The organism is Streptococcus sp. AM28-20, assembly GCF_003603595.1.
GTDB classification, from domain to species: domain Bacteria; phylum Bacillota; class Bacilli; order Lactobacillales; family Streptococcaceae; genus Streptococcus; species Streptococcus ilei.
This window is the reverse complement of the sequence record NZ_QTNK01000003.1, coordinates 103567-118554: the sequence shown is the minus strand read 5'-3', so window position 1 is coordinate 118554 and position 14988 is coordinate 103567. Positions and strand designations below refer to the sequence as shown.

Sequence of the window (14988 nt, the reverse complement as noted above, 5' to 3'; positions counted from 1 at the left end):
AGGCTGGGACAAAGTCCTAGCCTCTCAATTGTCTGCGGAGGTGGGACGACGAAATCAAATTCTAACGAATTACCGATTTCTGTCCCACTCTCTTCCCTGTTCAATATACAATCGCTCTTAAACTCCTAGTCTTCTACGTGACTTTCTAGTTCTTTTTGAGCTTTCTTATTGGATTCTTCTTTTTCTTTCTTCCATTGTTCACGCGCTTCATCGTACTCCTTGGTTGTCAAAACTTTGTCTTGCAATTCCAAGTACTTGTAGTTGAAGGTTTGACCCTTGTGTCCTGTCCAAGCAAAGGCAGCTGTGTATGGAACTGTCTTACGAACACCTGGAGAGGCACCATCTGAATGAATCGGGATTAAGAGGGCACTATCAGTCAACCAAGCCTGAGCCTTAGCATATTTTTCATAGCGGTCATTGACATCTTTTGTTTCATTATGTGCATCTTCAATCAATTGATCGTATTCATCAAAACCAGCTTCTTTAGCAGCTGCGTTATTAGTACCAGCATCAAATCCGAAGTAAGAATTTGCATTTTCACCATTCTTAGAGTTTGTGATATCTAGGTAAGAAGATGGATCGGTATAGTCTGGACCCCAACCCAAGTTGTTGTTCAAATCCCAGTCTTGTTGAGAAGCATTTTCAGCAAAGTAGGTCACTCGATTAAGATCGTCCTCAGATACCATATTCAAGTCGATGACGACATTTTCTGCTCCTAGGGTAGATTCGATCGACTGTTTAAAGGATTGAGCTTGCTTGACTCCTTCTGTATAGGTGGATGAAACAGGGAGGTCCAAATGAATCGGGAACTCTACCCCTTGGCCTTGAAGAGCTTCTTTGGCCTTGGCAAACTCTTCCTTGGCCTTGGTTGGATTGTAAAGGGTATCTTTTCCATCTTCGACAGAAACACCTTTCCATTCATCACCATATTCTTCTAAGTTTTTCTCTACAGACTCACCGAAATCTTTGCCATCAATTTGAACAAAGTTTGGAGGAGTGAAGGTGTTGCGGATGACCTTGTCTGCAGATGCTTCCCCATTGGCTTGCGCTACATAGGCCTTGCGGTTGAAGGCAAACATAATGGCTTGACGGAAGTCTTTATTCAAGATTGCTTTCTTGGTTGAGCTCTTTTGAGCATCTGTAGTTTTAGTCGTAATCTCATAAGCTTGACGGTCAATGTTGAAAGACAAGTTATAAGTAGAGGATCCTTGGTCACTGAAGACAATGTCATCTTTGTGTTTCTTCTCTACACTCTTATAGTTAGAGCCATTTGGGAAGACACGGGCAAAGGTATAGTCTCCGTTATCAAATCCACGGATCAAAGATTCTGAATCTTGTCCATCATAATAGGTCAGCTTAACCTTAGAAATTTTTACATTATCAGCATCCCAATAGGTTGGGTTCTTTTCAAGCGTCACAACAGATTTAGAGGTGATAGCTTTAATCAAATAAGGACCACAATAAAGAATACTAGAAGGGTTCGTACCTTGACCGTAGTCATCTCCCTTAGAATCTAAGAATTCTTTATTGACTGGCATCAAAATGCCCATGGTGGTTTTTGAATTCCAGAAACTTTCTGGTTGGTTCAAGGTGTATTGAACCGTATAGTCATCGACAGCTTTGATACCAACTGTTGAGAAGTCTTTGGTTTTCCCTGAGACATAATCATCCAACCCTTTGATAGATTGTTGGACGAGATAGAGGGCCGAAGATTTCTTGTCCGCTGCGTGCTGAAGCCCCGTCACAAAGTCTTGGGCCTTAACTTCTCCGAATTCTTCCCCTTCAGCGGTCACCCATTTAACCCCTTTACGAAGTTTATAGGTATAGGTCAGACCATCTTTTGAAACAGTCCAATCCTTAGCAAGAGATGGGATTAAGTTGCCGTATTTGTCAACTTCTAACAAACCATCCACAGCATTACCTGTAAATTCTGAAGTTGACCGTTTATTAGAGAGTGAATAATCCAAAGTATCCGGATCTTGCGTATATACATAACTAAAGACCTGGTTGTCCGAACTTGAAGATTTCCCTCCTTGTGAGCAGGCTACCAGTGCGCTTACAGACAAAAGCAGAGCGCCGGTGGCTAAGAGTAGCTTCCCTTTTTTCATATGGATCACCTCTGTATAAAATGTTATTCTTCATATTAAATTATAGCACTTTACGGAAAAATGTAAACGCTTAACTGTATAATATTTCAAAAGTTAGAAAAAATAGTTGTTTTGACTGCATGAAAAAAAGGCTGGGACAAAAGTCCTAGTCTCTCAATTGTCTTTGGATTGTCGAGCAAGACGCAGTGGTTGAGTGGGCTCTAATACGCTGATTTCATCAGCTTTAACAGCCCTACTCAACTGTGCGGAGGCGGGACGACGAAATCGAATTCTAACGAATGACCGATTTCTGTCCCACTCTCTTTGATGATGGATAAAGACCCTTGCCAGTACCTTACCCTGCTTAAATCCCACTGACCAGGAGGGATAAGAGGGTAAGGAAGCTATTCCAAGAGGCATGCTGAAGGATGGACCAGTAAATCGATTTGGTATAACGTAAGACCGCACAAAATAGCAGGCCCGGTACCAAGTAGACGATAAAGCTTGGCAAATCCCAGCCATGCTGCCAGACATGCGAGAGGCTGAACAAGGAGGCCGAAACAAGCATATCCAGCTTATACTTCTGATAAGGTGCCAAAGCCGTCATGACCAAATCACGAAAAACTAGCTCTTCCACAATGGGAGCCAGCAAGCAGGCATAGACATAGCGTATCAACACCAAGGCCCAGCCTGACAAATCACTAGATATTTCTGCAAGGGCTATGGAATTCTTAGTGGGCGGAAATACCGCTGCAGAAAACATATCCCATAAAAAGTGAGCAAGAAAAACAAGCACAAACACCGCCAAATAGGAAGCTTTAAAGGTGAATTTCCCGTACAAGTCCCAGCGACGACTCTTTACCAAGAGTGTAACGGCTACCCCCCCAATCAATCCTATCAACAAGAGGAGCAAGCCATAATAAGAATCATCCGATAGGTGGCCCACTAAATCCGTTGGGAGTCCCACGTTAAAAAGCGCAAAATTGATGCAGAGAATTCCAATTGTCGCTAGTTGAAACAATCTGTCTGTCTTACTCATTGCATTTACCCTTTCATTTAATCCTTTCTACCGAGTTCCAATCTGCCTTAAGATCTAACTCTCAGAACACTTCATCCTAGAACTCTATCATGTCTTAAATACGAGCGAGCGGTGGTCGCTTCACAAATCCAGGACGTCCAATCTCAATCTTATCTGACTGACCTTGAACCACATTTGGGCGAGAACCTCCTCCTCCTACAATCTGTGCCAATTCTTTTTGACTACATTCTGTCATTTCATTTCCTCCAATTTGTATTTGTAACGCTACCTCCTGAGTCTATCAAAGATTGGAGCCTTTGCCTTTTCTTTTTTCTATATGGTTGCATTTTTCAGCTATGTGGGTGGAGAATCTCTTAATTCAGAAGTATACATCTCCAAATTAAACGAAAACGAACAACCATCAAAAAAACCATCGCCAACAGGCGATGGTTTCTGTATTTCTTTGATTAGCCTAAGGACTTGACATAAGCATCTACTGCTACAATCGCTTGAGCAATATCAGATGCTTGTACCTTGAATGGCATTTGGTGAATGGTTTCTCCTTCAATGGTTGCTTGTTGGCCAACCTTGAGAAGATCTTCGTAGCTTGCATTTTCAAGATGCATTTCTTTCAGAGTCGTTGGCATGCCAATTTGTTGATAGAAATGAATGTATTTGTTCAATTCTTCTTTTGGACGGTTTTCCAAGAACAATTGAACCAAGGTTCCATAGGCTACTTTTTCACCGTGAGTCAAATGGTGGATATCCCCAGTAAGGGCCGTAAAGCCATTATGGATGGCATGAGCTGCTGCCAAGCCACCACTTTCAAACCCAATCCCACTGAGAAGGGTATTGGCTTCGATGATGTTTTCTAATGCAGGCGTCACCACTTTAGCTTCACAAGCAGCCACGGCTTGGAGACCATCAGCAAATAAGATTTCTTCACAACGTTGCGCAATCGCCACACCAGCTAGAGTTTGGTGTTTGCCTAGCATGGTTTTTCCGTTGGCTTGCATTACCGCACGCGCTTCGACCCAAGTAGCTAGTCCATCTGCGATACCAGAAGCAAGCAAACGTTTTGGTGCTTGAGAGATGACTTTACTATCTACCAAGACCAATTCTGGGTTTTTAGAATAGAAGATATAGCGAGCAAAGGCACCTTTATCCGTATAAATAACAGACAAGGCTGAAACCGGAGCATCTGTAGATGCAATAGTCGGAGCAATGACAACTGGTGATTTTAAAAGATCAGCAATGGCTTTTGCACTGTCGATGGTCTTTCCTCCACCAAGTCCGATGACTAAGTCACAGCCATTTTCTTCTGCCAGACTGACCACACGATTGATTTCATTATCAGAAGCTTCACCGTTGAAGAACACTGGCAAGACTGTAAAGCCATACCGAAGGAGATACTTTTCAAAACGTTCCCCTACGATATCATAGACTACTGAATCACAGAGTAAAACGGGATGACTCCCCAGTTCTAAAATAGGTTTTGCATTTTCAAATAAAGCATTTTCACCTTGAATGTAACGGGATGGGCTGGCAAAATTTCTCATACACTCCTCCTTTATCAAATTGTATTCTTATGATGAACAGCTGACCAATCTGCCTCGAAGTCATCTACTGCTTTTGGAATAGAAGGCATTCCAAAAGCTGCTTCAAAGACATCTGCCCCTGCCGTAATTGCTTGTGTTCCTTCTTTAAATGCTCGATTAACTTGAGCCACATTTTTAAAGGAAGCTGCTAGAATTTTGCTTGATGAATGATTACGCTCTATGGCACTCGCTAACTGAGAAATAACCTGAGCTGAATCAATGTTTAAGTTTTCCATACGATTGTAATAAGGTGCTAAATAGTCGGCTCCTGCTTCAATAGCTAACAGTCCTTGAAAAACAGTATAGATTGCTGTTGCAGTAATTTTGTAACCCTCTGCTTTTAACACTTTAATTGCAGCAAGTCCTTCAGGTGTTACTGGAACTTTAATATAGGTATTTTCATCGCATTGTTCTCGAATTTCGGCCGCATCTTTTAAAATTCCTTCATAATCTTTTGCGACAACTTGAACATGGATGGAAGGAGATCCTCCGATGATTTCCCGCACCTTATGGATACGATCAAAAAAATCAATGTTCCCTTCTTTTTTAGCAATTGTTGGGTTCGAAGTTACCCCAGCAAGGGGTAACACTCGTGCCCATTTTTTTATCTCATCTAAATTTAAAGTATCAAGCATAAATTCCATATACATACCTCTTTACTATAGAGTATGCTCTGTCCGTCCAATAATATCATCTTGTGTTGCTCTTGATAGTACATTGAAGAAGGCTGAGTAGCCAGCAACACGTACAATTAAGTCACGGTGTTTTTCCGGATGTTTTTGAGCATCTAACAACGTTTCTCTAGAAACCACATTGTATTGAATATGGTATCCATGTAGACGATTAAAGAACGTACGGAGTAAAGCAATAAGTTTTAATTTATCTTCTTCTTTGGATAAAGTTTGTGGGTTTACTTTTTGGTTCAGTAAAACACCACCAACAATTTCATCTGTTGGCAATTTAGAGACAGATTTTAGAACAGATGTTGGGCCATGTTGGTCCATATTGTGGGATGGAGAGCATCCTTCTGCAAGTGGAGTCCCGGCATTACGACCGTCCGGAGTGGCTAATGTTCCACGACCTTGTCCTACATTGGCTGAAATAGAAGATGTACCTGAGTAACGAATTCCTCCGATTGGCCCACGTCCATATCGAGTATTTGGATATTTAGCAATTTCATCCACATAAATATCGTATGCTTCTCGAACTAAGCTGTCCGCATAGTCATCATCGTTTCCATACTTCGGTGCATCATGGATAAGCATCTCTTGGATTTCTTTTCCACGTTCGCCCTCGTAATCGGTTTCCAGAGCATGCCATAGCTCTTGTGGCGTTAAGCGTCCTTCTTCGAATACCAGTTTCTTGATTGCTGCAAGTGAATCGGATAAGTTTGCAATACCCACTTGTAAACCAGAAATATAATCGTAGACAGCTCCACCTTCTTTTAGGTGTTTTCCACGTCCAATACAGTCATCTGTCAAAGCTGAACAGAGGATATCTGGCACTTCTCTTTCAAGAGATAGGTCGATAGAGTTTTCTACGATCACACTCATGCGGGTTAAGTGGCGCAAAGTCTTGTCCCAAGCAGTTTGCAATTCATCGAAGCTCTTCATGTCTTTAAAATGACCAAAGCTTGGTGCAAAGCGCTTGCCAGAAGCAGGATCGATTCCGTCATTCATCGTAATGAGCAAAACTTTAGGGAAGTTCATATAACTCATACCTGTACAGCGATATCCCCATTTACCTGGAACAGCTGTTTCTACACAACCAATTGCACTGTAATCATAAGCATCTTCTTCAAGAACACCTTTTGAAATAAAGGATGGAATAATAATCTCATCATTATTGAAAGCAGGCATACCAAATCCGAGCTTCATAACTTCAATACATTCGTTCATGAAGCGGGCATCCAGACCAGCATGATAACGAACAGTTAAGTTTGGTTGAGGAAGGTGAGTTTGAGCAACTGACTTCAACACCAAATAAGACAATGGATTGACGGCATCTTTCTTATCACGTGTTTGACCACCAATCGTAACGTTTTGATAAAGCGGACTACCTGCAGATGAGAAGGTATGTGCTTGACTACGTACTTTGTTAATTGTAATAGTCTTAATCCAAAGGTTAGTCAAGCGTTCAACAATACTCTCTTCAGTTTCCCGTCCACTTTCCAAATCAGCTTTAACGTATGGATACATATATTGGTCAAAACGGCCATATGAAAGTGAGTGTCCATTTGATTCAATCTGAAGAATACATTGGATAAACCAAACAGACTGAACAGCCTCTGCAAATGTACTTGCAGGCTCGTATGGAACTTTTGAGCAAATCTCTGCAATTTCAAGCAATTCCTTCTTACGTTCAGGAGTTGCTGTTTCAGCAAGTTGTTTAGCAAGTTCCACAAATCGTTGAGCATAGGTCTTAACAGCATCAACTACGATAAAGATAGAATCGTAAAAATGGTACTTATCAATGCTAGCTGGATCCGTTAGATCTAGGGCTGCTTTAGCTTGGCGAGCTCTTTCTTCAAAACCTTTCAAGCCATATTGCAATAATTTTTGATAATTGACTGCTAAGTGGGCATCTCCTGAATTCATCTTCCCTTCCATACCGAAGAATCCTGTTTCCATATAGACAGATACTTCTTCAGGTAGAAGAGCGCCAGCTCTTGCACGTAAGTTATTATTTTCCCAGAACGGTGCGATACTACGGAGCTGTTCTTTCGTTTCTTCCGTAATATAGAAGACATCACCATCCCGCTTTTCAAAAAGATCCAATTCCTTCAGAACGAACTCTAAAGTATATTCTGGGAAAATCGGAGCATCTTTATTAGAGGATGCTTGGTTTCCAGCAATCATGGATTCATCCTCAATGTAGATTGTCATATTTTCAAGAATCTCTTTCAACATATAGGCACGTTTAAGAACATTTGGTTGTTCCTTATAACGATCATATGCCTTAGTTGCAAGAACAGCACGTTCAGCATCGATGTAAGGCTTCTTATTTAAGACATCTTCACGATACTTATTCATGCGTTCAGTGAGGCTTCCAAAATATTCTGTTTTAATGCTTGTACTTGCTACTTCTACTTGTTTCATTTTTTCAAAACCTTTCTTTTGAAATTATTTTGTTTTCTTTCGTAACTATAGTAGCATTAAATTTTACGAATTTCAATGAATTATGAATTATACATATAAATTCTATTCTAGTCGCACATCTGTGCATACATGATAAACGCACTATTTTTCAGCTTGTAATTCATTGTTATAGGCAAGATTATCTTGGAATTTGAAGAATGGGAAATATACGACAGTCGAGGTCGCAAGAACTAGCACTTGAACGAAAGCACCTTGCCAACCTCCAACCATAAATCCAGAAATAATGGCTGGTGTACTCCAAGGAAGAGTCACACCTGAGAATGGATGCATAAATCCAATAGCAATTGATGCATAAACAATTATTGCAGCCAAAATTGGAACCAAAATAAATGGAAGGAACATAACTGGGTTCATTACGATCGGAAATCCAAATACGACGGGTTCATTGACATTAAAGATTGCAGGAAATGCTGCAACTTTCCCCAAAGCTTTATACTGTTTTGACTTAGCAGCAAATAGCATGGCAACAACCAACCCAAAGGTTATACCTGATCCAGACAAAATAAGGAAGCTATCTAAGAATTGTTGAGTTACAATGTGGGCACCATTTTCAACGGATAGCTTCCCAGCTGCCAACATTGATTTATTGGCATCTAGGTTAGAAAGTAGCAAGGCTGTTACTACACCGTTGACAACTGATTGGCCATGAACACCAAACCACCACAAGAATGAAATAAAGAAAGCAATCCCAATCGCTCCGTAAAGTGATCCTGTTAGACCTTGAAGAGGAACCTGAATGACATCATAAATCATTTCAATGAAGGTACCGCCGTTTGTCACTACTTTTGATACGATATAGACAATCATTGATAGTAAGAAAATCACGAAAGCAGGAATCATCGCTTCAAATTGTTTGGCAATGGCTTGAGGTACTTGTTCTGGCATTTTTATAACAATGTGTCTTTGGATAAACACAGTATAAATTGCACCAACTACCAGACCAATAATAATGGCCCCGATAATCCCTTGACCACCAAACCATACTTTTGAAATGGCATCGCCAATCGGTTCTCCCTTAGCTGGTACATAAGAAGATTTTAACAAGATAAAGAATGAAGACAGGGACAAAACTCCCGCTGGCAAGGGTTCTACTCCACTGTTTTTAGCATAAGAATACCCAATGGAGAAGCAAGAAATTAAGCCCATGATGGCGAATGTTCCTGAATAAACTTGCATAAATGGCTCTGTCCATGTATCGCCAAATACACTAGCAATAGCCTGATTAAGGCCTTCAAATGGTAATTGTCCAATAATCAGAAACAAACTACCAACTACCGTTAATGGAAGGATCGCTAACATCCCATCTTTAAGAGCAATAATTCCTTTCATGTTTACAAAACGCATGATTGGAGCGATAATTTTCTGAGAATTAAAATTAGACATGGGAAGCCTCCTTATTTTTCTCCTAGCAATTCTAGAGCTAGATTTAGTACCTTCTTACCATCTAACATCCCATAATCCGCCATAGGAATGACAGCAATAGGGATATGGTTTGCCTCACAAATCGCTTTTGATTTATCCAAAGTATAAGCTACTTGAGGCCCTAACAAAGCGACATCTATTTCTGGGGCAAAATCTGCTAATTTCGCTTGAGAATATGCCTCAATTTCAGCATCAATACCTAATTCCTGAGCCGCTACCTTCATATTATTTACCAACATTCCTGTTGAAAATCCTGCCGCACAAAACAATCCAATTTTCATCATCTTTTCCTCCTTATTGTTTCGCTGAAAGTTCTTTTCGTAAGTCAATCATTTCTTTAATCAAGTTAATCTCTGTGATTGAAGTCATTAAGTGATCTTGTGAGTGCACAAACAAAGCTGTAATCTCTGTCTTTGTCCCACTTGCTTCCTGGGCTAAAAATTGGGTTTGCAAGTTATGCGCTTCTAGCAATGCTGCATCTGCTTTTGCAATTTCGCCTTCAGAAGATGTAAAATCACCTTCCTTAGCATATGATAAAGCTTGGTAAACATGCTGTTTAGCATCACCCGCATTTAAAATTAAGCCCATAATAATTTGGTCTGCAACAATTATTTCCATGTGCACTACACTCCTTTGTCAATCTAATGAAAGCGCTTTTTCTATTGTCAATATACCATTTATATTTTTGCCGGTCAATAAAAAACTACACCATTTGATTATTGTTTTTAGTTTTTGCACATTTGTGCTATTTAACTCAAAAAAATAAGGACTGCATCCTCGCTGTCCTATTTTTTAGTAAATTGCTGATCACCATCTAATTCTAAAACTTTTAAGATCGTCGCTTCATCTGTGACTAAATGATTGATATAGTTGGCTTTCAAAACCGATAAAATTGCTTTTGCTTTTTGATCACCGTAGGCTAACGAGATGGTATTCGGAACCTTTCTCAATTCCTCCAATGTGATAGATATTGTTCTTTCCTGTAATTCAGGATAAACGGGGATACCTTCTTGATCAAAGAAACGACAGCAGACTTCTCCTACAGCATGTTCCGACTCCAATTTCTTAAAATCATTTGTTGTTAGCATATCAAACCACTGAGGATTCTTGCTATCTGCATGGCCACCAATCCCTACAGCAGCAACATCCAAACAACGCCAACTAGCTTTCAAGTCCTCGAAATACTTAGAAGATAAGATGCCTTCCGTTACCTCAGAATTTTCTTGAATGACACTCGCGTTTATAAAATGACATTCTCCATGAAATTTACTCGCCATACTGTAGATTAGAGTATTGACATGGTAGCGAGCATGGATATGACTGGGACCTCCAGCTAGGGGATAAAATTGAACACCATCCAAACGCTTAGTTCCAACTTGTTCCACCATTAATCTGAGAGACTTGCCCCATGAAAAACCAACTGTCATTCCATCTTCAATCAAATTTCGAAGCATGACAGCACTAGCTTGCGCTAGCCGCTTTTCAAGGCTTTCTCGTGGCTCATCAACTAGATTTGGTATAATCTCGATAGCTTTCAAGCCATATTTTTGTTTGATATAATTTTCTAAATGGAAGAGGCGAGTATCAAAATTTTCAATTTCAATTTTTACAACTCCCTCTTTTTTAGCCTCCGCTAACATTCTGCTGACAGTTGTACGGTAGATTCCAGTTTCTGCTGCGATTTGCGATTGACTTTTGTCTTCAACATAGTATAGATAGGCTAATTTAGCAAGTAACTTTTTCCGTTCATCTTTCAATTGACTTCTCCTTCTTATACTAAGTTTAAAATCGTTTGCGAATCCTCAAGTTTTTCTTTCGCTTCTTGAGATATATTCTTATCCGTTATGACTCTAGAAACTTGTGAAAGTGCAAATCGTCTGACAGTCCCACATTTCTCAAATTTACTTGAATCTGTCAAGACAATCACTTCTTTAGAAACATCGGACATAGCTTGAACAACTTCACTTCTCATCATATCTTTCCCAGTAAAGCCAAGTTCATCATCATATCCGTCAACCCCTACAAAAGCAAAGGGAACTCTAAACGAGCGAATTAATTCTTTCAAAAGCGGACCTACAGTCACTCTCGACTCTTTTTGAAACTCTCCACCCAGTAATATGATTTTACAGGAATCATATTCCTGAATATAATCTGCAATAAAATAAGAATTTGTCACAATCTTGACATTCTTTTTTGTTTGGCAAATTTCTTCCGCTAGTAGGGCACACGTAGAGCCTGATTCAATCAGAACCGTGTCGTTATCCTTAATTAATTTAGCGGCCTCCCGGGCTATTCTTTTCTTGGTATCATATTGAAAGGACAATCGCACATTGATATCATCTCCACTGTTTAAAACTGCATAGCCATGCTCCCTATGCAATAATCCTTTTGATTCTAGCTTGTCCAAATCCTTTCGAATGGTTACTTTAGAGACTTGTAATTTCTCCGACAAGCTATTGACATCTATCTTTTCAAACTCCGATACTAATTTCAATATTTCATCTAAACGTTGCATTGTTTTTACCTCTTCTCTATTTTAGCAAATTTCTGAGTGAATTCAAAACAAAATAAACTTTCGTTCGTAATTGAATTAGTTTCTTAAATAATGTATAATAGATTTACTAGATTGATAGGAGAGCAAAATATGGAACAAAATCGTGGCATTATCTTTAACATCCAACACTTTAGTATCCATGATGGCCCTGGCATCCGAACTACTGTATTTCTAAAAGGATGTCCCCTACGTTGTCCATGGTGCTCCAATCCTGAATCCCAGCGTGCAAATCCTGAAAAAATGTTAGATGCTGTTACTAAAAAGGAAACTATCGCGGGAGAAGAAAAAACAGTCACAGAAATCATAGACGATGTCTTAAAAGACGTTGATTTCTATGAAGAATCTGGTGGTGGCCTTACCCTGTCTGGTGGAGAAATCTTTGCTCAATTTGAATTTGCCAAATCTATCTTAAAAGCTGCGAAAGAAGTTGGACTTCATACTGCAATCGAAACGACAGCTTTTGTTGAACATGAAAAATTTGTCGATCTCATTCAGTATGTCGATTTTATTTATACAGACCTTAAACATTACAATACACTTAAACATAAGAGGGTTGTCGGAGTCAACAATCATCTGATTATTAAAAATATTCATTATGCCTTTGCTCAAAACAAAACAATCGTTTTACGTATTCCAGTCATTCCTAATTTCAATGACTCTTTAAACGATGCTGAAGAATTTGCTTCTCTTTTTAATTCTCTCAACATCGATGAAGTACAGCTTCTCCCATTTCACCAGTTTGGAGAAAACAAATACAAGCTTTTAGGACGTCGCTATGAAATGGAAGGAATAAAGGCTCTGCATCCAGAAGATTTATATGACTACCAGCAAGTTTTTTTAGATCATGACATTCACTGTTATTTCTAATACACTCAAAAATCCCCAAAGCTAGTTTCAGTCAGCTGAAACTTGGCTTCGGGGATTTTTTATTCTTTCACGAGCGTCGAGAAAATCAATAAATTGCTTAACTGAAGTCGAGACTACTTCCTTTGATCAACAAAATCAGTAGCGCGAAATTGAACTCGCCCTAAAAGCGTCGAGAAAAAGAGAGATTGACTTGTGGGCATGGCCCACATCGTCAATCTCCTATTTTCTTCTCGCTTTTTTTACGGGCTTAGTATCTTAGTTTACCAAATGATAACGCGGTCTTCTGGTTTTCTCCACATGCCGTCGCCTTCTTTGACATCAAAGGTTTCAAAGAATTCATCAAAGTTTGGCAATTGGACATTGGTACGGAGTTTTCCTGGTGCATGCACGTCAACACTTGCGAGGAGTTGCATGTACTCTGGTCGAGCTTTCATGCGCCAGATGCGAGCAAAGTTGGTGAAGAATTCTTCTGCGGAGAAGTCTGCCTCTTTCTTAGCGGCTTCAAGGGCTGCGGCAATTCCTCCGAGGTCTGCTACATTTTCAGAAACGGTCAATTTCCCGTTAATCTTAGCACCGTAAGAGTCTTGACCTTCGAACTGATCGATAACCTTTTGCGTGCGAGCAGTAAAGGCTTCGTAATCTTCTGGCTTCCACCAATCTTTCAAACTACCGTGCTCGTCAAAGGATGCTCCATTGGTGTCAAAGGCGTGGGAGATTTCATGGGCAATGACCGCACCGATTCCGCCGTAGTTAGCTGATGACGATTGGTGAAGGTCATAGAAAGGCGCCTGTAAGATCGCTGCTGGGAAAACGATTTGGTTTTGTTGCGGATCATAGTAAGCATTGACCATATTAGCTGGCATGTGCCACTCACTCCGATCGACTGGTTGGTTCCACTTGCTCCAGACATGGGCAATCGAAATTTGCGCCAATTTTTGAGCATTTTCCACCAAGGTCTTGCTCTCGTCGATGATCTTCTTAGCGTAAGTTTCTGGTAATTTTTCAGGGTAGCCGATATGCGGTGTGATGACATTGAGTTTAACAATGGCTTTTTCGCGGGTTTCAGGAGCAAGCCAGTCTGCTTTTTCCAGACGATCCTTGTAGACCTCAATCATAGTCGCTACTTTATGCTCTACGTCTGCTTTCGCTTCTGGTGAGAATTTTTCGCCCGCATACCAAAGGCCAAGCGCTTGGCTATAAGGCCCTTCTGCTAAAGCCAAAGCTGCCTTTTCTTTCGGACGTGCTTCTGGTGTCCCTGTGATGGTCCGTCCATATTCACCAGATAAGACACGGATTTCTTCGGTCAAGAAGGAAGTCCAAGAAAGAGCTGCGCCGAGTTTCAATTTAGCATGAAGGGTTTCCCAGTTGGCTGCTGAGTAGAATTTTGGCGCAAATTCCTTCCAAAAACGCTCTTCCGGCACGATGATTTTATCTGGTGTTTGTCCAATCACTTCTGTAAAGAAGGTATCAAGTGGCAATTCTGGAACCAAGGCCTTGAAATCTGCCCATTCATAAGGATGGTAGAGTTTGTTGTACTCGGATTTTTCTTCATTTGACAAGACATATTTGGCCAATTCTGCATCGGCCGCAATGACCTTATCCAGTATATCCTTGATTTCTTCCTCTGAGAAATCGAATTTTGCCAAGAGCTTTTCAACCATTTGACGCCAAACAGCCAATAACTCTGGACCTTTTTCATTGCCTTCTTCATAGTAGGTCGTATCAGGCAAGATCAAACCGAGTGCTTCTCCCCATAAGACATTCATTTGGGCATTCATAAAGTCTGGTGATACGCTAAATGGCAAGAGATTTGGTTTGCCAGCTAGTTCATAGGTCCCCAACTTGCTGGTATAGTCTTCAAAAGAAGACAGAGCCTTAATTTCATTGATCAAGGGCATGACTGGTGCCACACCAGCTGTTTCTCGCTCATCAAAATCTGCCACCATTTTATGGTATTTGACAAAGTTTTGCAGAATGCTGTCTTCAGGCAGTTCTTCTCCCCGTTGCCATTTTCCAGTGATATCCAACATCAAGTTTTCGATGTCTTGGATCAAGTCCATAAAACCACCGGTTGACGGTTTGTCATCAGGAATCACTGCTGTCTCAGCCCATTTCCCATTGACGTAATCATAAAAATCATCTTGTAAACGTACCATGATCTTCTCGCTTTCATTCTTTTCTAATAACCTTATCAAAAATAGGTCTATTTTTCAATGATTACAAGAGATTTAACCTAAATTATTTTAAAAATTAACTTGACTTAATTTTTTTATTTATGTATATT

The 14988-nt window shown here is 40.2% G+C and carries 13 protein-coding genes; 1 reads left to right on the top strand and 12 read right to left on the bottom strand.

Features of this window, described 5'->3' with window-relative positions; translation table 11 throughout:
• Window positions 1-125 precede the first annotated feature (125 nt).
• The 11 genes from DW738_RS08575 to DW738_RS08520 form a co-directional block, all read right to left on the bottom strand.
• The gene (locus DW738_RS08575) at window positions 126-2108 is read right to left on the bottom strand and encodes a peptide ABC transporter substrate-binding protein (RefSeq protein WP_006595054.1); all 1983 of its coding nucleotides are present in this window, start codon (window positions 2106-2108) and stop codon (window positions 126-128) included.
• 343 nt (window positions 2109-2451) lie between these two features.
• Window positions 2452-3126, bottom strand: coding sequence for a type II CAAX endopeptidase family protein (locus DW738_RS08565; protein WP_123160817.1), 675 nt, complete (start codon window positions 3124-3126; stop codon window positions 2452-2454).
• A 94-nt stretch (window positions 3127-3220) separates the two neighbouring features.
• A complete protein-coding gene (locus tag DW738_RS08560; RefSeq protein WP_006595056.1) occupies window positions 3221-3361 on the bottom strand; it encodes a bacteriocin in 141 nt (46 codons plus the stop codon).
• A gap of 211 nt (window positions 3362-3572) precedes the next feature.
• Entirely contained in the window at window positions 3573-4664 is a 1092-nt protein-coding gene (locus tag DW738_RS08555) for a glycerol dehydrogenase (RefSeq protein ID WP_123160816.1), read from the bottom strand.
• Window positions 4665-4678: 14 nt separating this feature from the next.
• A complete protein-coding gene (locus DW738_RS08550; RefSeq protein ID WP_006595058.1) occupies window positions 4679-5347 on the bottom strand; it encodes a fructose-6-phosphate aldolase in 669 nt (222 codons plus the stop codon).
• A 15-nt stretch (window positions 5348-5362) separates the two neighbouring features.
• Window positions 5363-7801, bottom strand: a complete 2439-nt coding sequence (locus tag DW738_RS08545) for a glycyl radical protein (protein WP_006596971.1) — start codon at window positions 7799-7801, stop codon at window positions 5363-5365.
• Window positions 7802-7942: 141 nt separating this feature from the next.
• Window positions 7943-9244 carry a PTS sugar transporter subunit IIC gene (locus DW738_RS08540; protein ID WP_006595060.1) on the bottom strand — a complete coding sequence of 434 codons (1302 nt, stop codon included), beginning with the start codon at window positions 9242-9244 and terminating at the stop codon, window positions 7943-7945.
• A gap of 11 nt (window positions 9245-9255) precedes the next feature.
• Complete coding sequence (locus DW738_RS08535; protein WP_006595061.1) at window positions 9256-9567, bottom strand: PTS sugar transporter subunit IIB; 312 nt, start codon at window positions 9565-9567, stop codon at window positions 9256-9258.
• Window positions 9568-9577: 10 nt separating this feature from the next.
• The gene (locus DW738_RS08530) at window positions 9578-9901 is read right to left on the bottom strand and encodes a PTS lactose/cellobiose transporter subunit IIA (RefSeq protein WP_006595062.1); all 324 of its coding nucleotides are present in this window, start codon (window positions 9899-9901) and stop codon (window positions 9578-9580) included.
• A 167-nt stretch (window positions 9902-10068) separates the two neighbouring features.
• On the bottom strand, window positions 10069-11040 hold the full coding sequence (locus DW738_RS08525) for a sugar-binding transcriptional regulator (RefSeq protein WP_023022130.1): 972 nt from the start codon (window positions 11038-11040) through the stop codon (window positions 10069-10071).
• Between the two features lie 14 nt (window positions 11041-11054).
• Entirely contained in the window at window positions 11055-11798 is a 744-nt protein-coding gene (locus tag DW738_RS08520) for a DeoR/GlpR family DNA-binding transcription regulator (RefSeq protein ID WP_023022129.1), read from the bottom strand.
• Between the two features lie 129 nt (window positions 11799-11927).
• Between DW738_RS08520 and DW738_RS08515 the strand changes: the two genes are divergently transcribed.
• Window positions 11928-12704: a glycyl-radical enzyme activating protein gene (locus tag DW738_RS08515; protein ID WP_023022128.1), complete on the top strand. Its 777-nt coding sequence runs from the start codon at window positions 11928-11930 to the stop codon at window positions 12702-12704.
• Between the two features lie 260 nt (window positions 12705-12964).
• On the opposite strand, the gene DW738_RS08510 is transcribed toward DW738_RS08515, so the two are convergent.
• Window positions 12965-14860, bottom strand: coding sequence for a M13-type metalloendopeptidase (locus DW738_RS08510; protein ID WP_123160815.1), 1896 nt, complete (start codon window positions 14858-14860; stop codon window positions 12965-12967).
• Between the last annotated feature and the right edge of the window lie 128 nt (window positions 14861-14988).